Source organism: Streptomyces sp. NPDC092369 (genome assembly GCF_044755245.1).
Lineage (GTDB): Bacteria > Actinomycetota > Actinomycetes > Streptomycetales > Streptomycetaceae > Streptomyces.
Genome location: NZ_JBIVQP010000003.1, coordinates 1,162,842 through 1,181,894 on the forward strand (window position 1 = coordinate 1,162,842; position 19,053 = coordinate 1,181,894).

At 72.1% G+C, this 19,053-nt stretch carries 11 protein-coding genes; 4 read left to right on the forward strand and 7 right to left on the reverse strand.

The window, feature by feature from the left end; genetic code table 11:
• Positions 1-18: 18 nt before the first annotated feature.
• Positions 19-924: an MBL fold metallo-hydrolase gene (locus ACIQI8_RS22150; protein WP_402353139.1), complete on the reverse strand. Its 906-nt coding sequence runs from the start codon at positions 922-924 to the stop codon at positions 19-21.
• Between the two features lie 104 nt (positions 925-1,028).
• Between ACIQI8_RS22150 and ACIQI8_RS22155 the strand changes: the two genes are divergently transcribed.
• Entirely contained in the window at positions 1,029-2,018 is a 990-nt protein-coding gene (locus tag ACIQI8_RS22155; RefSeq protein ID WP_402353142.1) for an AraC family transcriptional regulator, read from the forward strand.
• A gap of 7 nt (positions 2,019-2,025) precedes the next feature.
• Here ACIQI8_RS22155 and ACIQI8_RS22160 read toward each other — a convergent pair whose 3' ends face one another.
• Both ACIQI8_RS22160 and ACIQI8_RS22165 read right to left on the reverse strand, forming a co-directional pair.
• Positions 2,026-3,687, reverse strand: a complete 1,662-nt coding sequence (locus ACIQI8_RS22160) for a serine/threonine-protein kinase (protein ID WP_402353145.1) — start codon at positions 3,685-3,687, stop codon at positions 2,026-2,028.
• A gap of 54 nt (positions 3,688-3,741) precedes the next feature.
• Positions 3,742-5,418, reverse strand: coding sequence for a protein kinase (locus tag ACIQI8_RS22165; protein ID WP_402353148.1), 1,677 nt, complete (start codon positions 5,416-5,418; stop codon positions 3,742-3,744).
• Between the two features lie 213 nt (positions 5,419-5,631).
• Between ACIQI8_RS22165 and ACIQI8_RS22170 the strand changes: the two genes are divergently transcribed.
• Positions 5,632-6,045 carry a hypothetical protein gene (locus tag ACIQI8_RS22170; RefSeq protein WP_402353150.1) on the forward strand — a complete coding sequence of 138 codons (414 nt, stop codon included), beginning with the start codon at positions 5,632-5,634 and terminating at the stop codon, positions 6,043-6,045.
• Between the two features lie 28 nt (positions 6,046-6,073).
• On the opposite strand, the gene ACIQI8_RS22175 is transcribed toward ACIQI8_RS22170, so the two are convergent.
• The 3 genes from ACIQI8_RS22175 to ACIQI8_RS22185 form a co-directional block, all read right to left on the reverse strand.
• Entirely contained in the window at positions 6,074-7,732 is a 1,659-nt protein-coding gene (locus tag ACIQI8_RS22175) for a serine/threonine-protein kinase (protein WP_402353153.1), read from the reverse strand.
• A 187-nt stretch (positions 7,733-7,919) separates the two neighbouring features.
• Positions 7,920-11,303, reverse strand: coding sequence for a protein kinase (locus ACIQI8_RS22180; RefSeq protein ID WP_402353156.1), 3,384 nt, complete (start codon positions 11,301-11,303; stop codon positions 7,920-7,922).
• A 162-nt stretch (positions 11,304-11,465) separates the two neighbouring features.
• Complete coding sequence (locus tag ACIQI8_RS22185) at positions 11,466-13,874, reverse strand: serine/threonine-protein kinase (protein ID WP_402354106.1); 2,409 nt, start codon at positions 13,872-13,874, stop codon at positions 11,466-11,468.
• 427 nt (positions 13,875-14,301) lie between these two features.
• On the opposite strand from ACIQI8_RS22185, the gene ACIQI8_RS22190 reads away from it, so the two are divergent.
• The gene (locus tag ACIQI8_RS22190) at positions 14,302-15,363 is read left to right on the forward strand and encodes a serine hydrolase domain-containing protein (protein WP_402353158.1); all 1,062 of its coding nucleotides are present in this window, start codon (positions 14,302-14,304) and stop codon (positions 15,361-15,363) included.
• A gap of 165 nt (positions 15,364-15,528) precedes the next feature.
• Here the strand turns inward: ACIQI8_RS22190 and ACIQI8_RS22195 are convergent, their stop codons facing one another.
• A complete protein-coding gene (locus ACIQI8_RS22195; protein ID WP_402353161.1) occupies positions 15,529-17,235 on the reverse strand; it encodes a glycerol-3-phosphate dehydrogenase/oxidase in 1,707 nt (568 codons plus the stop codon).
• Between the two features lie 309 nt (positions 17,236-17,544).
• On the opposite strand from ACIQI8_RS22195, the gene ACIQI8_RS22200 reads away from it, so the two are divergent.
• The gene (locus ACIQI8_RS22200) at positions 17,545-18,753 is read left to right on the forward strand and encodes a nucleotide sugar dehydrogenase (RefSeq protein WP_402353164.1); all 1,209 of its coding nucleotides are present in this window, start codon (positions 17,545-17,547) and stop codon (positions 18,751-18,753) included.
• The last annotated feature ends 300 nt before the right edge of the window (positions 18,754-19,053 follow it).

Here is a 19,053-nt window from a genome sequence, read left to right on the forward strand (position 1 = left end):
GGCCGGACGTGACGACGGCTACGGCGTCCAGCGGGCGAAGACCAGCGAGCCGTCCCGCCGGTTCACCTCGGCGACGCCCGAGCCGGCGAGGTGTGCGGGGATCACCAACTCGCCCTGGTCAGCGGCCCGTTCCAGCACCCGTCGGCGACTGGTGGCCGCTCGCGCGGGGTCCAGGTCGAAGCGGCTGTTGCACTCGGGGTGCGGGATCTGGACCGGGCTGTGCAGCAGGTCGCCGACGAGGACGGCCCGTTCGCCGCGCGATTCGACGCGCAGGACGGCCGAGCCCGGGGTGTGGCCGGGAGCGGACTCCAGGGTGAGGTGGTCGTCGATGCGGTACTCGCCGTCCCACAGCAGGGCCTGCCCGGACTTGTGCACGGGCGCGACGCTGTCCTCGTAGATCAGGCGGTCGTCGGGGCGCACCCCGCCGCCGAAGTCGCCGTCGGGGCCGAAGTGGCGGTCGTCGGCGGCCGGGAGGAGATAGGTCGCGGCGGGGAAGGTGGGCACCCAACTCCCGTCCTGGTCATGGGTGTTCCAGCCGACGTGGTCGCCGTGGACGTGGGTGTTCACGACGAGGTCGACGTCCTCGGGTCGCACGCCGGCCCGCGCCAGCAGGCTCGGCAGATCGCCGCCCTGCCGCCGGTGGAACATCGGATTGCCGGGCCGTTCCCGCCCGTTGCCCACGCCGGTGTCCACGACCACGGTCCGCCCGCCGCTGCGCAGCACCCACGTCTGGATCGCGACGACGGCCCGGTCGGTCTCGGGCTCCCAGTGGTCCGGTACGAGCACGTCGCGGTGGGCCTGCCACACCTCGGGCCCGGCGGCGGGGAGGAACTCCCGGGTCACGGCGTAGGGCGCCTGCCATTCGACGACCCGGGTGAGTTCGACGTCGCCGATCAGGAAACTCTGTGCGTTGTCATCAGCCATGCCCTCGACGCTACGGGGAGCGGATGAGCATCCCAATGCCTGAAATACTCGTCCGGATACGCCATCGGCTCAGCCGCGATCCATCGGCGCGTAGCCTGGGGCTCATGGACGTGGTGAGCGACGCGATCTCCGCCGTGCGTATCGGGCAGCCCTCCTCCAACCGGCTGCGGGTCGAGGGCAGTTGGTGCACGCGGCTCGCGCCGTACGGGGGCGCCGGGTTCCATGTCGTGCTCGCGGGCGGCTGCTGGCTGGTGCCGGACGGGGGCGGCGCGGCGGTGACGCTGGGCGCCGGGGATGTCGTACTGCTGCCGCACGGGGCGGGGCATGTGTTGGCGGATGCGCCCGGGGATACGGGGCGGGCGGTGCCGTTCGAGGAGATGCGGGGGTCGGCCGGGGGCGGGAGTGGGGGCCGGGGCCGGAGTAGGGGCGGGGTCGGTGGAGAGGGTGGGGGCGGGGGTGGGCGTGCGGTGGAGTTGCTGTGCGGGAAGTACCGCCTCGACCGCAGCCGTGTGCATCCGCTCATGGCCGAGCTGCCGGAGGTCGTCCACCTGCCCAATCGGGTCGGCGCGCACCCCGAACTCCGTGCCGCCGTCGATCTGTTGGCCCGCGAGCTCGACGAGCGTCGGCCGGGTTCCTGCCTGGCTCTGCCGAGCCTGCTCGACCTGCTGCTGATCTACATGGTTCGGGCGTGGATGACGGACGCGGCGACGGGTGCGGAGACGGGCATGGCGACGGGTGCGGCGACGGGTGTGTGGCCGGCGGTGCTGAGCGACCCGGTGACCACGGCCGCGCTGCGGGCCCTGCACTCGGACCCGGCGGCGCCCTGGACCAACGACCGGCTGGCCGCCGAGGCGGGCGTCTCCCGGGCGACGCTGGCCCGGCGGTTCACCGCGCTGGTGGGGCGGCCGCCGATGGCGTACCTGACGTGGTGGCGGCTGACCCGCACGGCGGCGCTGCTGCGGGACACCGACGTCCCGTTGGCGTCCGTCGCCCGCGAGACCGGGTACAGCACGCCGTACGCCCTCTCGCACGCGTTCAGCCGGGAGTTCGGGGTGACACCGGGGAGGTATCGGGCGGGGGTGCGTGCCGAGTGAGGGCGGGTCAGAGGTGGTCGATGTCCAGGTTGTCGATCGCGGCCTGGGCCACCTCGCGGCCGCGGTCGGTGAAGTCGCCCTTGCCCGGGTAGCTGACGGTGAGCCGGTACAGATCGCCGGCCGAGGTCTTGTAGTAGAAGACCCGCACCTCGCGAGGGAGCGGGTTCTGGCTGTCGTCGGTCCGGAAGACCACCGTGTTCTCGGCGGCCGGCTTGTTCTTGTACGTCGTCGGCTTCGGGTCGGACTTCGGGTTGGCGGGCATGTTGAGGTCGTACTCGCCGTTCTCCCTGAACGTGTCGTTGTCGGCGTACATCTGGGCGGCCGAGGAGCCCTTGATGTCGCCGGAGGTGTCCTCGGACTTCTTCGCCAGGCCCAGGGTGATCCGGATCGCGCCGCTCGGATCGTTGTAACTGACCCAGTGGGTCTTGTCGTTCTCCCGGTCGGGCAGCGCCGTGAGGTAGCTGTCCGGCGTGGCCACCGTGGCCGCGACATCCTGGACGTGTTGCTTCTTCCACCCATCCGGCAGGCCCCCCGACCCCCCGAACGGATCCGCGACCGCCACATACGCCGACGCCCCCGCCACCACGGCGGCCACGGCGACTCCCGCGCAGAACGCGAGCCACGTCCTGCGCCCGCCGTCCCGCGTGACGACCTGAACCGGCTGTGTGGGCGCGGGAGTCGTCGGGTTCGCCGTCTCCTCCAGCAGCGCCCTCACCTGAGGGGCGTTCGGTCTGCGTGCGGGGTCCTTGTGGAGGAGGCCGGTTATCACGTCGGCCAGCGGTCCGGACGCCGAACTGGGCGGCGCGGGCGTGCCGTTGAGGACCGACTGGAGCGTCGCCGGGGTGTTGCTGCGACGGAACGGCGAGACGCCCTCCGTGGCCGCGTAGAGGACGACGCCGAGCGACCAGAGGTCGGAGGAGGGGCCAGGGCGCTGGCCCAACACCCGCTCGGGGGCGATGTATTCGGGCGAGCCGACGAAGCCGCCGGTGTCCGTCAGGTTCGTCTCGCCCTCGATCTGGGCGATGCCGAAGTCGGTGAGGACGACCCGGCCGTGCCGGCCGAGGAGCACGTTGTCCGGCTTCACGTCCCGGTGCAGGATGCCCGCCGCGTGCGCGGCCTCCAGCGCGCCGAGCACCTCAAGGCCGATCCTGGCCGCCTCGCGGGCGTCCAGCGTGCCCTCCTGGAGGGCGTCGCCGAGCGAACGGCCGTGCACCAGCTCCATGACGATCCACGGCTGACCGTCCACGACGGCCACATCGTGGACGTTCACGACCGCCGGATGGTCGAGGCGGGCCGCCGCGCGGGCCTCGCGACGCATCCGCTCGAAGGCGTTGGCGCGTTCGCGTTCGGGAAGTGTGTCCGGGACGCGGGGCTCCTTGACGGCGACCTCACGGTCCACCGTCTCGTCCTTGGCCCGCCATACCGTCCCCATGCCACCGTGCCCGAGCTTGGCCAGCAGCCGGTAGCGACCGGCGATGAGACGACCGATGCCGGGCTCCTGCGGCGGGGCGGCCTGGTGGGGCGCAGTCTGCTGCGGCGCGGCCTGGTGGGGCGGTGTCACCTGGCCCGACTGCACGACCTGCGTATGCGCGGCGACCGGGTTGGGCGGTTGCAGAACAAAACTCGTCGTGTCGTCGGGCCCGTGCCCGGATCCCCCGTTGCTGCTCATGTCACCATGCATATCGCGCCACGCGGCTCCACATCCAGACAGAAGGCGCAGCGGTCACAGAGCCGTGACGAACGTGTCCACCGCGACATCGAAGTACTCCTTCGCCTCCCGCACCTTCCCGACCGGCGCCGACACCCACACGTCGTACAGCCGACCGTCCTCCTCCCAGCACAGGTCGTAGGTGTGCCGGGGCCCCTCGGCCGTGCTGAAGCCGTTCCAGGTGAACTCCCAGAGGGCTGCCGGGAGTTCATGGTGCGTGGTCTCGGTGACCCGGCCGTCGTGGTAACCGGGGTTCGTGTCCGGGCCCTTGGCCGCCGCGCGCCGCATCACCCCGAGCGGGCCGCCCTCCTGGGGCTCGGCGACCTTGATGCCGAGGCGGAAGGTCTGCCCCGGCGACATGTAGAAGACGCGCTCGCCCTGGGGCGTGCGTGTGAAGCCCTCCGGCACGGCGAGCGAGAAACCGGCGGGGTCGTCCGCGACGCGGTAACCGGAGGGGGCGGAGGCGTGGGTCCCGCCGGTCGGCGCGGGGGAGGAAGCGCGGGGCGCGCTCGGCGTCGGCGTACCGGCTGTCGGCGTACCGCTCACCGGCGTACTCGGGGCGGACGTGTGCGAAGTCGGCGTACCGGCCGCCGTCGTCGCGCTCACCGACACCCCGGGCCCCGAACTCTTCGGCACCCCGCCGCCGCCTCCGTCCCCGTCGCCGTTCATGAGCAGCGCCGCAGCCGACACCCCCGCCCCGGCCATCGCGGCGACGAGCAGCGCGGCCACCAGTACGCCCCGGGTGGAGCGCCGGGTCTCCACCGTCGGGGAGGACGGGGTAGGGGTCGGTGCGGGTGCCGGGGTGGGCGTGTCCGGCCGGGTCGGCGTGTAACCGGGCGGCAGTCGGGGCGTGCGGCCGGTGTCCAGATAGGCGCGCAGCATCCGCTCGGCCCGGGGCGCGTCCAGCCGCCGGTCCGGATCCCGCTCCAACAGGCCCCGTACGACGGGCAGCAGGGGCGCGGCCTGTGCGGGCGGACGGATCTCGTCGAAGACGACGGCGTGCAGGATGCCGCCCAACGAGTCGCGCCGGAAGGGGGATTCACCGCTGACGATCGTGCACAGCAGCGCGCCCAGCGACCACAGGTCGGACTCCGGTCCGGTCCGCGCCCCCGACATCCGCTCCGGTGCCGTGTACTCGGGCGAGCCGACGAAGGCCCCGGTCTCGGTGAGCGTCGTGGCGCCCGCTACCTGCGCGATACCGAAGTCGGTGAGGACGATCCGGTCGCCCTCGGACCCCAGCAGGACGTTGGCGGGCTTGATGTCACGGTGCAGGACACCGGCCGCGTGCGCCGCGGCGAGCGCGCTCAGCAGGGCGATGCCGATCCGCGCGGCCTCGGGGGCGTCGACCGGGCCGCGCGTGGAGATCCGGTCGGCGAGCGAGCCACCGTCGATCAACTCCATGACGAGATACGGGCGTTCGTCCTGCTCGACGACGTCGTGGACGACGATGATGTGCGGGTGGCGGAGCTGGGCCACGGCACGCCCCTCACGCAGGGTGCGGTCGCGCTGGCGCCGGGTCTCCTCCGCCGAGAGCGTCTCGTCGAGGTCGAGCGGTATCTCCTTGACCGCCACCTGCCTGCCGAGCAGTTCGTCGGTCGCCCGCCACACCACGCCCATGCCACCGCGCCCCAGCCGCGACTCCAGCCGGTAGCGGCCCGCGATGACGCGGACGCCTGCCCCCTCGGTCCCCATGCGCCCCATCATGCCGCACCGGCCGAACCGGCTCCGGGGCGGCGACGGGCCAAGTGTGCCTGCCCTCAAGGGGGTGATCATTTTTCAGCCACGACAGGTTTTGAAACGAAGATAAAACGTGGCAAACAGGTGGTCCATACGCCCCCATGCAAGGCAGAACGGACGGCTGGAATCATGTGGTCACGTGAACCGGGAAAGCCTTATCTTTCCCTCATGGGAAACACATTGAAGCGCCTTTCCGTCACGGGCGTCGCGGCGGCGGCGATATTCGCCACGACCACAGTGACCGATGCCAGCGCGGCGAGTGGCGTGGCCGCGTGCTCGGTGACCGGCGCGTCCGGGAGCCTCACGTTCTCCAACTGGACGTCCTCCTATGTGGACATCAGCGGTTGGGTCAAGGACAACGCCGCCGATGGTCACCACGTGGGCATTCGACTCGTTTCGATAGATGATGGCACTGGATATGTAACGGAATGGCCCTGGCATTCCGACGTTGACGGAAATGGAACGACCATCTCCTTCAGCACCTACGCGAATCCCACGGGCGATAGCCTCGACTACATCGGCGCCCAGGTGGCGGTCATCGAAGGAAGCACGACAGTCCGTTCCTGCACCGACTACGCCTGAACCCCCGTGGCGCACGAGGCCGCGCCGGTCACCCCTCCTGGAAACTCCGCAGGATCACGTCGAACTGCTTGCGGGTGGTGGCCCAGTCGGCGGCCGGCGAGGCCTCGTAGATGGCGTACTCCGTGCCTTTGCTGTCCATGTACCCGACGTCGATCGCGCGGTAGGGCCCCGGGAAGTAGTGGGGCGCGTCGTTGGCCAGCGCGTTCCACGCGTACTCCCAGCGCACGCCCGGCTGGTCGCGGAAGAGCTCCTCCTTGAGGCTCAGCCGCCGGTAGTCCACCAGCCGCGCCGAGACCCGCTGGTCCAGGTCTTTCATGTGCGCGTACGAGGTGCTGAAGTCCGGCGCGGTGTCGACGGCGACCCGCACGAGGTGCTTGCCCTTGTCGGGCGAGTAGTCGACCTGCTGGAGGCCGTCCTGGTCGATGGAGACGGACCGCTTCCATCCCTTGGGCAGGGAGACGCTGAAGCCCACCGGGTCGTCGTGGCGCTCCCAGCCGTCGGGAACCGCCCCCTGACCACCCCCGCCGCTCGGCGTGGCACTGGCACTGGCACTCGGAGTCGGCGAGGCGGAGCCGGAGTCGCCGTCGCCGCCCGTGCCGAAGTGCTCCAGCGCGACCGCGACGCCCCCGCCGACGAGCGCGGCGAGGACGACGACCAGGGCGACCGAACGGAGCCGGCGCCGCTTCACCGGTGCGGGCGCAGGGGCCACGACGGGGACGGCAGGCGTGTGGTGGGTGATCGGCGGGTACGGCGTCGCACCCCCGGTCGCCGACTGGTACGTCGCACCCGAGCCCGAACCGAAGCCCTCCGCGAACTCGCCGTGCCGCGCGCCCACTTGCTGGGTCGGCAGCCACTCCTCCGCGGCTCGCGGCCGCCGCCCCTCGGCCGCCTGCGCGAGCATGTGCTCGGCCTGGTCCGCACCGGGCCGTAGAGCCGGGTCCTTGTGCAGCAGCGCGGTGATGACCGGCGCGAGCGGACCGGCGTGATGCAGCTCGGCGGCCTCCTCCTCGACGACCGCCTGCATCGTGGACAGCGGCGACGTGCGGCGGAACGGCGACCTGCCCTCCACCGCCGTGTACAACGTGGCGCCCAGCGCCCACAGGTCGGAGGCGGGGCCCGGGTCGTGGCCGCGGACACGCTCGGGGGCGAGGTAGTCGACCGAGCCGACGACCTCGCCGGTGCGGGTGATCGTCGAGTCGCCCTCGATCTGGGCGATGCCGAAGTCGGTGAGGAGCACGCGCCCGTCGTGCCCGATGAGTACGTTTCCAGGCTTCACATCGCGGTGCAGGACACCGGCGGTGTGCGCGGCGCGCAGCGCCCGCAGCACCCACAGGCCGATCCGGGCGGCCTCGGCGGACTCGATCCGCCCGCGCTCCTTGACCGCGTCGGCCAGCGAGTAGCCCTCGACGAGCTCCATCACGATCCACGGCCGGCCGTCGTGTTCCAGCACGTCGTGCACGGTGACGACCGCGGAGTTGTTGATCCGCGCGGCGGCCCGCGCCTCGGCCCGGGTCCGCGCGAGCAGCCGCTCCTGGTCGCCCTCGGACACGTAGAGCGCGGCGGTCAACTCCTTGATCGCGACGGCCCGGTGCAGCACCTCGTCATGCGCGCGCCACACGCGGCCCATGCCGCCGCTGCCGATCGACTCGGCGAGCCGGTAACGGCCGGCGACGAGTTGGCCCTGCATCTGATTCACGTTGCCCCGCAATGGTCTTGACAGGCTCAGACTAAGGACCGGTCCGCGTCCAGGGAACCAGGGGGGTCCCAAGGAAACCGCACTGTGACGGTTGTCGCTTCTGGGCCGCGGAGTGAACCGATCGGGCCTTTCACGGACTGTTCACAAGTGGAGGCCAGCCGGTGACGTGAACGAGAGGTCAGCGGGTGAACTGATAGGTGGCCGACGCCTGCTCGTACAGCCGTGTCACCTCGTCCCGCTCCGACTCGGGCCCCCGCACCTGCACCACGTGGTACCGCCCGTTGATCAGAATCGCGAGATTCCGTACGAAGAGGTCGCGCCCCGCGTCGTCGCTCCAGGTGAACTGCCCCTCGGCCATCTCCCGTTCGCCCACGGTGATCGTCTTGAGCCCGGTGGCGGTGGCCCAGCTGGAGGTGCGGTACGGCTGCAACTCGTGCTCCGTGTCCCGCTGGTACGCCATCGGGTCGCTGCCGTAGGTCACCGCGCCGTCGCGGCCGGGCACGAGGATGAGCTCGAAGTCGCCGTGCGAGTACACCACCTGGTTCCAGGAGTTCCTGGGCGTCCGGGTCCAGCCCTTGGCCACGGCGACCTGGAAACCCTCGGGGTCCTTGCGCAGGGTGAACCCGGCACCGACATCGGGCCCGCTCGCCGTCTCACTGCCGCTTGCCGACGCCGACTTCGAAGGCGTCTTCTCCGGCTGGGGCGAGGTCTGGTCCGGCCGCGGCTCGCTGCTCGCGGTCACGTCCGACCGCTTCGGCTCGGGACTGGCCTCCCCCGCGGCCCCGGTCCGGTCACCGCCGGCCGCGCCGTCGTCGCCGGACTTCGGCATGAACATCAGGGCGTACGCGACGGCCCCGGCCAGCAGAAGCAGTATCAGCAGCAGGAGGGTGCGGCCGAGGTGACGCGGCGACTTCGCCTCCGTCTTGGCCCGCTTGTGCCGCCCGTGCGGGGAGGTCGCGGGCAGCCCGGCACGGCGCCTGCGCACCAGCTCGCCCCGTCGGCGCACGATGGGCAGCCGGCTGGAGTCGGCAGGCGGCGCGGCCACCACGTTGACCCCGGCCTCGGCCTCGGGCGCGGACCGCACCAACGACCGCAGCCAGCCCCGGAGTTCCTCGAACTCCAGCCGCTCGGTCGGATCCTGCCGCAGCAACGACTCGACGACCGGCCGCAGCGGACCGCACTCCTCCGCGAAGGCCGGCGGCTCGGCGCACACCATCTGCACCAACTCGGCCGTCGACTCCTCCGGATACGGCGCATGCCCCTGCACGGCCCGGTACAGCAACGCCCCCAGGGCCCACAGGTCGGTGGCGGGCCCGATCGGCGCGGCCAGCTGCCAGTTCTCGTGCACGGGCCCGGCCTGCTCCGGCGCCCACCGCTCGGTCACCGGCCCCACCACGGCCATCCGAGCCTGCCGCGCCCGCTCGGCGGCGAGCGGCGTGGCGGGCCCACGCCGAACGAGCGGAACATCGGCGCGGAGGTCGTCCCAACGGTTCGGTGGGTGGGGGCGCTGGGCGGCGCCGGAAGCCTGGAGACCCTGGGCGGAGTGACCGTGCGCCCCGAAATCGGGCGCGGTGTGTCCCGCGGAGGGAAGGGCGGCGGCCCCTGAAGCCGGCTGGACCGGACCGCCGGGGCTTGCCGGGCCGGGGGCCCCGCGATGGGCGCCCTGGTAGCCGGGGTGACCGGGGTGACCAGGGTGAGAGCCAGGTCCGGCCACGCCGTGAGCACCCGACCGGGAGTCGGGGCGGCCGGACGTGTCCGGGCCGGCGCCGAAACCGGGCTGGCCGGGTACGCCGGGCCCGCGCCGACCCGGCCCGGTCATGGGCGGTTCGCCGAAACCGGGGGAACCGGGCGTCGGAACGCCCGTAGCGGGAGCCGCCCCCAGGCCGGGGGCGGGAGCGCCGGGTGCGAGGGGCATGCTGAAGCCGGGGCCGGCGCCTGTGCCGGGACCTGACGCGTAGGCGGAGGGGCCTTCACCGACGGTGCCGCCGGAGGCTTCGCCGGGGTGGGTACCAGTTGCTCCGCCAGGGACTCCGCCAGGGTGGGCGCCAGGGACTCCGCCAGGGTGGGCGCCCGGGACTCCGCCGGGATAGGTGCCCGCGTCGTCACCGCCGAAGTCGCCGCCCGGTTCGCCGCCGGGCGGCAGCGCCGTACGATCCTGCCCCTCCGTCACCGGAGTGGCCCCCCGAGGCGTCGCACCGTGCCAGGAGGTGCCGACGCCATAAGGGTCGGCGATCTGACCCGGCGGCGTCACCGCACCGGGCCCGCTCTCCACGCCGCTTCCGGAGGGGTACGCCTGTGCCGAGCCGTTGGCCTGCGAGCCGGGCCCGACCTCGGGCGCCGACCGGGCACCTGGCAGGGCCGCCCGGCCGTGCTGCTGCGCCTCCTGAACCCGGGCCGCGGCACGGGCACCGGCCCGATACGCCGCGATCGCCCCGGCCCGCGCGGCCCGTATGTCACCGCCGCCTTCCAGCGCCTTCGGCGCGAGGGCGCCGGACGCCCCGGTCCCGTTGGCCGCCGTCTCCGTCCCGGCGGGCGGCAACCCGCCCGCCGCACGCGCGTTGATGGCGGCACGCCGAGCGGCCTCGGGATCAACACCCCCGGCGCCACCCGGACCACCCGGACTCCCCGAAACGCCCGTAGCCGCCGGGGAGTTGCCCACTCCTAAGGCACCGACACCGGCACCACGACCACTCCCAGCGGAACCCCCAGGCCCACCCGCCGGCCCACCGGCGCCCGCGAATCCCTGGCCTACGGACCCGCCGGAGCCGCCGAGTCCCTGTCCCGCTCCGGCCCTCTGCCCCGGCCCCTGGCCCTGGCCCTGCCCAAGCCCAATTCCCTGCCCGTGCTCGGGACCGCGCCGGAGCCCGGCCGCACCCGGCGCCCCAGCCCCACCACCACTGCCGACACCCCCGGCAGCGCCGCCCGCATCCACACCGTCGTCATCCGCCGCCGGCACCGGGTCGTACCCGCACAGCGCCTCCTCCGCGGCACCCACCGCGAGCCCGGTCAGCATCACGCGGCCGTCGTCGCAGACGAGCACCGTGCGCACGGTGATGTTCCGGTGCACCCAACCGTGCGCGTGCAGTACCCGCAGCGCCATGAGGACGTCGGAGGCGACCTCGGCCGCCCGGTACGGCGTCAGCGGCTTCTCGGCGAGCAGTGCGGCCAGCGGCCTCGCGGGCACCAACTCGCTCACTATCCACAGCGACCCGCCCTCGGCGAACACGTCGAAGACCTGGTCGAGCCGTGGGTGGTCGGGGATCCGGGCCGCGGCCTGCGCGGCATCGACCGCGCGCCGCACGGCCGGATCGGTGGGCCGCCGCGGCTCGCCACGCGTCTGGGGCCGGCGCGCACCGCGGTCCCGCGCCGTGAACCCCTCGGGCAGCCCCTGGTCGTCGAGCACCTCGGCCTCGACGACCTCCGGCAACGGCACCTGCCGGACGAGGACTTCCTGTCCGCTGTAGGTGTCGAAGGCGCGGGTCTCGGTCAGTTCGTACTCGTCGGAAGGCGGCAGCGGCAGGCGGTAGCGGTCGGCGAGGACCCGTCCCGCATAGTCGTCCACGTTGCCTCCCCCAGCCGCCCGGTCGGTCAATTCCGTTCGTCTCGCGTCCCGTTCCGACGCATACCCGGATGCGTACGGTCCGCGAACCTTCACGATACGTGCCGGAGGCAACTCGCAAAGAGGGGATGCCAGATCTCACGCCCCAAACGCGGGCCAGTCAGTTCACGATTTGGGTTCGAACGACGTCGTGAGGGTCTGCCATGTGGCCTTGCGGAGGTCACTGTCCCAGTTCGCGGCTTTCGCCGTGTACATCAGCGCGTGCCCGAGACTGCTGTTCACCACGAACCCCCGGTCGATCGTCCGGTACTTGGTGCCGCCGTCCACGTAGGTGAACTCCCAGTCGGCCGTGTTCCAGCCGCGGTAGTCCACCTTCTCTATTCGGATCCTCGTGTACTGCGAGCGCGTCATGGAGCGCTCCTGGTTCTTCCAGTCGGCGACCGCGTCGCCCTTGGGCGTGGTCGTCCAGGCGACCAGCAGCTTCTGCCCGTCGGGGCCCGTGAACCGGTCCCCCGCGTCATCCGAGGACGTGTACTTCCACCCCGCGGGCAGCCCGATCGAGTACCCCTGGCTGCCCTTGTGCGTCGACTTCACGGCGGCGCCACCGCCGGACGACGACCCGCCCGAAGCGCCCGAACTCGACCCGTCACCGGACGCGTTCGCACTCTCGGACGCGTTCGCCGAGCCCCCGGAATCGGTTTTCCCCGAGGAGGACCCGTCCGCGTCCTTGCCGGCGCTCGCGTCCTCCTCGGTGCTGTCCCCCGGCCCGGAACCCGTGCTCGCCTTCGCGCTCGCACCCGTACTCGCGACGGCCTTCCCGCCCTCGCTCCTGCCGCCCTTCGAACCGCCGTCGTCGTCCCCACCGAGCGTGAAGGCCAGCACGACCGCGAGCACGGCGAGCACCACGACCAGCGCGATGATCACCAGCGTCCGCCTCGGCACCACGTCCGTGATCGGCGCCCTCGGCACCGACCGCGGCGGCAGATCCGGCGGCGTCATCACGGGCCACCCCGAACTCCGCCCACCGGCCTGGGAGTTGGCCCCCGAGGCCGCTGAAGAAGTCGAAGAGGCCGAGGAAGGGGACACCCCTGAAGACGGCGACGACGTTGTCGAGGCCTCGCCGGAAGAACCCCGGGAGGCCGAACCACCGGACACGGGAGGAGCCTTGGGAGCCGCAGGAACGGCCGGCGCCGAAGGAGTCACGGGCGCCACGGGAGTCGTCGAACCCGCAGAAGCAGTAGAACCTGCGGGAGCCGTAGAACCTGCAGGAGCCGTAGAACCTGTAGGAGCCGTAGGACCCGACGAAGCCACCGCCCCGGCCGCCCCACCGACACCCGCCCCACCGGCACGGTCATCACGGACCCCGGTCCCGGTACCAGTCCCGCCCCCAGCCCCGCTCCCAGTCCCTGCCCCGGTGCCGGCCCGCGTCGCGGCAGCCGGCCCGGCCCCGCTGTCCGTCCGAGAACCCTCCGCCCCACTCCCCGACTTGGTCCGCGCCGCGGCAGCCGACCCGGCGGCTCCGGCCGCCACCGCCGCCTTCTTCACGGAACGGAACGCCCCGCGCAGCTTCTCCGCGGCCTCCTCGCCACGCTTGCCGCCGGACCCCGTCGAACCCGAACTCCCCCTGCCCCGCCGCCTGTCGGGCTGCTCAGGCAGCGGCACGACCCTGGTCGCGTCGGCCGACGGCTCCGGCTCGGCCTTCGGCTCGGGCGCGTGGATCACCGCGTTGAGCATCCGCCGCGCACCCGCGTCGTCGAGTCGCTGCGCCGGATCCTTGGTGAGCAGGCCATAGATGACGTCCTTCAGTGGCCCCGCGTTCTTCGGGTCCTCCAACGGCTCGGTCATCACCGCGGTGAGGGTCGCGATCGCGGAACCCTTGTCGTACGGCGGCGCACCCTCAACTGCCGCGTACAGCAACCCGCCCAGCGACCACAGGTCGGCCGCCGGACCGGGCTTGTGCCCGCGCGCCCGCTCGGGGGAGATGTAGGAGGGCGCGCCGACGAGCATGCCGGTCGAGGTGATGGACGGGTCGCCCTCGACCTGGGCGATACCGAAGTCAGTGAGCACGACACGGTCGGTGTCGGACTCCAGCAGCACGTTCGACGGCTTCACGTCACGGTGCAGGATGCCCTCGCGGTGCGCCGAACGCAGCACGTCGAGTATCGCGAGACCGACCTCGGCGGCCCGCTTCGGCTCCAGCAGGCCGTCCTCCCGGATGACCTCGGCGAGCGACTTGCCCTCGACGAGCTCCATCACGATCCACGGCCGGTCGTCCTCGTCGACCACGTCGAAGACCGTCACCGCGCTGTTGTTGCGGATCCGCGCGATCGCCTTGGCCTCGCGCAGCGTCCGCGTGATCAGCCGCCGTTTCTCCTCGTCGTCGATGCTCGACGGGAACCGCAACTCCTTGACCGCGACCGTCCGGCCCAGGGTTTCGTCCTCGGCCCGCCAGACCGTGCCCATGCCTCCGCGGCCGAGCACTCCTCCCAGGCGGTACCGCCCGGCGAGAAGACGCTCGCTCTTGTCCTGACGAGTGTCCTGGCGAGATGTGCCCGCCCGCTCCGCCTCCGACATGCGTCCCCTCATGCAACCCGCCCTGACAGAGCCTCCATTGTCCCTCACCCGACAAGTGCCCTACGCCCAGGGTGCCTCTGACGCCCCACCCGGACCCGAACACCTGCCCCAAAAACCCCACGCATGCGGAACCCTGACTTCCAGCCACCCGAACCCGCAGTAACAAAGCACCCGAAGCCCCGCATCTCAAGACTCCGAGCCCGGCACTCCAGCACCCCCGACCCCGAACTCCGCGTACCCCGAACCCCCGAACCCACCCAACGGAACCGCCCGTTCCGCTCAACCCGGGCCCCCTTGAACCCGGCCCCCGCCCGCCCTGCATGATGGGCCCCACCACAGACGGACCAGAGACGAACCAGCGACGAACCAGGGATGGTTCAGCCACGGTTCGAAGATGGACCGGCAAGGACCCACGACGGGACCCGCGATGCCACCGCTTCGGACACTACTGGCCCTGCCTGTGTCCCTCGTGTCCCTGGCGCTCGTCGCCCTGACCCCGGCGGCCTCCTCTCCCCCCGAGCCGCGGCGACCGCCCGCCACGGACACCCTCCTCCCGCTCCTGGTCCGCCAGGGCGGCACCCCCGCCGCGGCACTGCTCGCACAGGAGGACTCGGGCACCCGCTACGCCGCCGCAGGCACCGGCATCTCCCGCGCCGACCACTTCCGCGCCGGCAGCGTCACGAAGACCTTCATCGCGACGGTCGTCCTCCAACTGGCCGCCGAACACCGGCTGTCCCTGTCCGACACCGTCGAGGACCACCTGCCCGGCCTCGTCCGCGGCGCGGGCAACGACGGCCGCGCCCTGACCCTGCGGGCCCTGCTCACCCACACCAGCGGCCTGTACGACTACACGCGCGACACCGCGGGCACCGTCCCCCTCACCCCCGTTCAGGCCGTACGCCTCGCACTCACCCACTCCCCGGCCGGCCGCGGCCGCTTCGCCTACTCCAACACGAACTACGTCGTGCTCGGCATGGTCGTCCGGCAGGTCACCGGCCGCTCCTACGCCGCCGAGGCCGAGCGCCGCATCATCGCTCCGCTGGGTCTGACCGGCACCTCCTTCCCCGGCTCCCGCACCACGCTCCCCTCCCCGCACGGCCGCGCCTACGCCGCCGACGGAACCGACGTCACCGAACTCGACCCGCGGGTGGCCGGCGCCGCGGGCGAGCTGGTGACCACGCTCGCCGACCTGAACCGCTTCTACGCGGCCCTGCTCGGCGGTGAACTGCTGCCCCCGCGCCGGCTGCGCGAGATGCGTGACACCCGGGCCGCACACGGCTCGTACGGCATGGGCCTGTTTCCGGTGAAGCTGCCGTGCGGCACCACGGTGTGGGGGCACAACGGACGCATCTCCGGCAGCTACGTGCGCACCGCTGCCACCGTCGACGGCCGTCGTGTCCTCACCTTCCGCGTGAACACGACCGCGATCGCAGACCCCGACCTCGAACCCCGGTTGCTCGCCGCCGAGTTCTGCCCCCGCACCTCGTAGAACGACCCGGTTCCGAACGAAGATCCCAGTTCACGACACTCGTTCGAGTGATACCGCCGATACCGCGGGCGGCCCGCGGAACTCCGCGGACCGCCCGGCAAAGCACCTGTCGACGACCGCCGGCAGGGCCGCAGCCCGGCACGGGCATCCCGCCCGGCGTCCGTCCTACAGCGGCACGATGTCCGGGGCCCCCAGCCGCGCCGCGTCCGCCGTGAGGTCGTCGGGCTGGCGCTGGGACTCCCGCTCGGCCTCCACCCGCTTCTCGTAGTGCTCGACCTCGCGCTCGATCTGGTCCTTGTCCCAACCGAGGACCGGCGCCATCAGCTCCGCCGCCTCACGGGCGCTGCGCGTCCCGCGGTCGAACGTCTCGATCGAGATGCGCGTGCGCCGGGTCAGCACGTCGTCCAGGTGCCGGGCGCCCTCGTGCGAGGCCGCGTAGACGACTTCGGCGCGCAGATAGTCGTCGGCGGCCTGGAGGGGTTCGCCGAGCGAGGAGTCGCCTGCGATGAGGTCGAGGAGTTCCTCCGCCATCGACCCGTACCGGTTCAACAGGTGCTCCACGCGCACCACATGGATGCCGGTCTGGGCCGCGATCCGTGCCCGCGCGTTCCACAGTGCCCGGTAGCCCTCCGCCCCGATCAGCGGCACGTCCTCGGTGACGCATTCGGCGACGCGCATGTCGAGTCCGTGCACCGCCTCGTCGACCGCGTCCTTGGCCATCACCCGGTACGTCGTGTACTTGCCGCCCGCCACGACGACGAGACCCGGCACCGGATGCGCCACGGTGTGCTCGCGCGACAGCTTGCTGGTGGCGTCGGACTCGCCGGCCAGCAGCGGGCGCAGCCCCGCGTAGACACCCTGCACGTCGTCCCGGGTCAGCGGGACCGCGAGCACCGAGTTCACGTGCTCCAGGAGGTAGTCGATGTCCGCGCTGGACGCGGCCGGGTGCGCCTTGTCGAGGTCCCAGTCGGTGTCCGTCGTACCGACGATCCAGTGCCGGCCCCAGGGGATGACGAACAGGACGGACTTCTCGGTGCGCAGGATCAGGCCGGTGGAGGAGTTGATGCGGTCCTTCGGCACGACGAGGTGGATGCCCTTGGAGGCGCGGACGTGGAACTGGCCCCGCTCCCCCACGAGCGCCTGGGTGTCGTCGGTCCACACGCCCGTCGCGTTCACGATCTGCTTGGCGCGGATCTCGTACTCGCCGCCCGCCTCGACGTCCTGCACGCGCGCGCCGACGACCCGTTCGCCCTCGCGCAGGAAGGCCGTCACGCGCGCGCGGTTGGCGACCTTCGCGCCGTACGACGACGCGGTGCGCACCAGGGTGGCCACGTAACGGGCGTCGTCCATCTGGGCGTCGTAGTACTGCAACGCTCCGACCAGCGCGTCCTTCTTCAACGCGGGTGCCACGCGCAGGGCGTGACGGCGGCTCAGGTGCCGGTGCGTGGGCAGACCGCGGCCGTGTCCGCGGGCCATCGACATGCCGTCGTAGAGCGCGACGCCCGAGCCGGCGTACAGGCGCTCCCAGCCCTTGTGCTGGAGCGGGTACAGGAACGCCACCGGCTTCACCAAGTGCGGGGCGAGCCGCTCAAGGAGCAGCCCGCGCTCCTTGAGCGCTTCCCGTACGAGGGCGAAGTCGAGCATCTCCAGGTAGCGCAGGCCGCCGTGGATGAGCTTGCTGGACCTGCTGGACGTGCCCGAGGCCCAGTCGCGGGCCTCGACCAGGCCCGTCGACAGGCCGCGGGTCACGGCGTCAAGGGCGGTGCCCGCGCCGACCACACCGCCACCCACCACCAGCACGTCCAGCTCGCGCTCGGCCATTCCCGCCAGTGACTCGGCCCGCTGCGCCGGCCCCAGTGTCGCTGTCCTCACAGCTGCCTCCCGCTTTCCGCTTTCGGTAGCGCCGGCCGCACCCGTCGGGCGAAGCCCGTTTCCGTTCCCTACTCCCCCCTGCCCGCATTCCTACGTCCCCTCCTGCCCAAATTCTGACCGTGTTGCCCAACTTCAGCCACCACTCGCCCCCAGCCTGTGGACAACATTCATGGGCCGACCGGAAAACACAGCCGACCAATCCCGCATATCGGTCATATTTACTCCTAGTCTGACATTGCGCTCGCTCGTTCTGTCCACAGGGCTTGCGCACCTGTCCCGCTTCGGTTACTGGGAAGGACGGCCCACGCCATGCCCGCAGATCTCGCCGTCATCGGACTCGGCCCGTTCGGCCTGCCGCTGGCCCAGGCCGCCGTCGCCGCCGGCATCTCCACGCTCGGCTACCGGACCGGGCCCGAGCCCGGCTCGCTCAGCCCCGCCGAACTGCGCCGGATGCTCTCGGGGGGCTTCCGGCACGCGACCAGCCCGGCCGAGCTGGGCCGCGTACGCACCGCGGTCATCTGTGTGCCCACCCCGCGCGGCGCCGACGGCGGCCTCGACCTCACCCCGGTGGAGACGGCCGCCCGCACGCTCGCCGCGCAGCTGCGCCCGCACACCACCGTGATCCTGGAGTCGCCCGTGCACCCGGGCACCACGGAGACGATCCTGCGCCCGATCCTGGAAGCCGGCTCAGGACTCCGCGCGGGCCGCGACTTCCACCTCGCGTACTCCCCCAGCCGGGTGGATCCCGGCAACCGCGACTTCACCCCGGCCAACACCCCGAAGGTGATCGGCGGCCTCACGCCCGCGTGCACCGAGTCGGCCGCCGCGTTCTACGGGCGTCTCACCGACAAGGTGGTACGCGCGCGTGGCTTGCGCGAGGCGGAGACCGTGCAGCTCCTGGAGACCAACTTCCGGCACGTCAACATCGCGCTCGTCAACGAGATGGCCGTCCTCTGCCACGACCTGGGCGTCGACCTCTGGGACGTCATCCGCTGCTCGGAGACCAAGCCCTTCGGCTTCCACGCCTTCCGCCCCGGCCCCGGCGTCGGTGGCCACGCCGTCCCCCAGGACCTGACCGGCCACGCCGGCCGCACCCTGCGCATGGTCGAACTGGCCCAGCAGGTCAACACCCAGATGCCGCGCTACGTCATCCAGCGCGCCGCGGCCCTCCTCAACGAACACGGCAAGTCGGCCCGCGCCGCCCGCGTCCTCCTCCTGGGCGTCACCTACAAACCCGACCTCGCCGACCAACAGGCCACCCCCGCCCGCGAGATCGCCGTCCGCTTGATGGAACTCGGCGCCTCCGTCAGCTACCACGACCCGCACGTCCCGTCCTGGAGCGTCCTGGACCGCCCGGTCCCCCGCGCCGACTCCCTCTACGAAGCCGCCGCCGAAGCCGACCTGACGATCCTCCTCCAACACCACCGCACGTACGACCTCCAGGGCCTCTCGGTAAAGGCCCAACTCCTCCTCGACACCTGCGGAGCGACCCCGACGGGGGCGGCGCACCGGTTGTGAACGGGGGCGCGCGGAACACCGCGAACTCCGGAGGCTGGTGGCACAGGGCGCGCGCCACGGGTACCGTACGAAGCAGGTGGAGCCCACCGCAGGGGTCACTGCGGCAGGCTCCTGATGGATCACGGGTGTCCGCCCCTAGGTCTTGTGGGGGCGGCCGCTCACCATCCGAAAAGCCGCAAGATTCACCTCCTCCGGCACTTCACCGTCCGAAGACGGATCCGATCCCAGCGAGTGGGCTTGCGGTGGCGTCCCATGGGCGCCCCCTTCCACGACACCGCCCAGAGACCCGGTAGGCGGTCC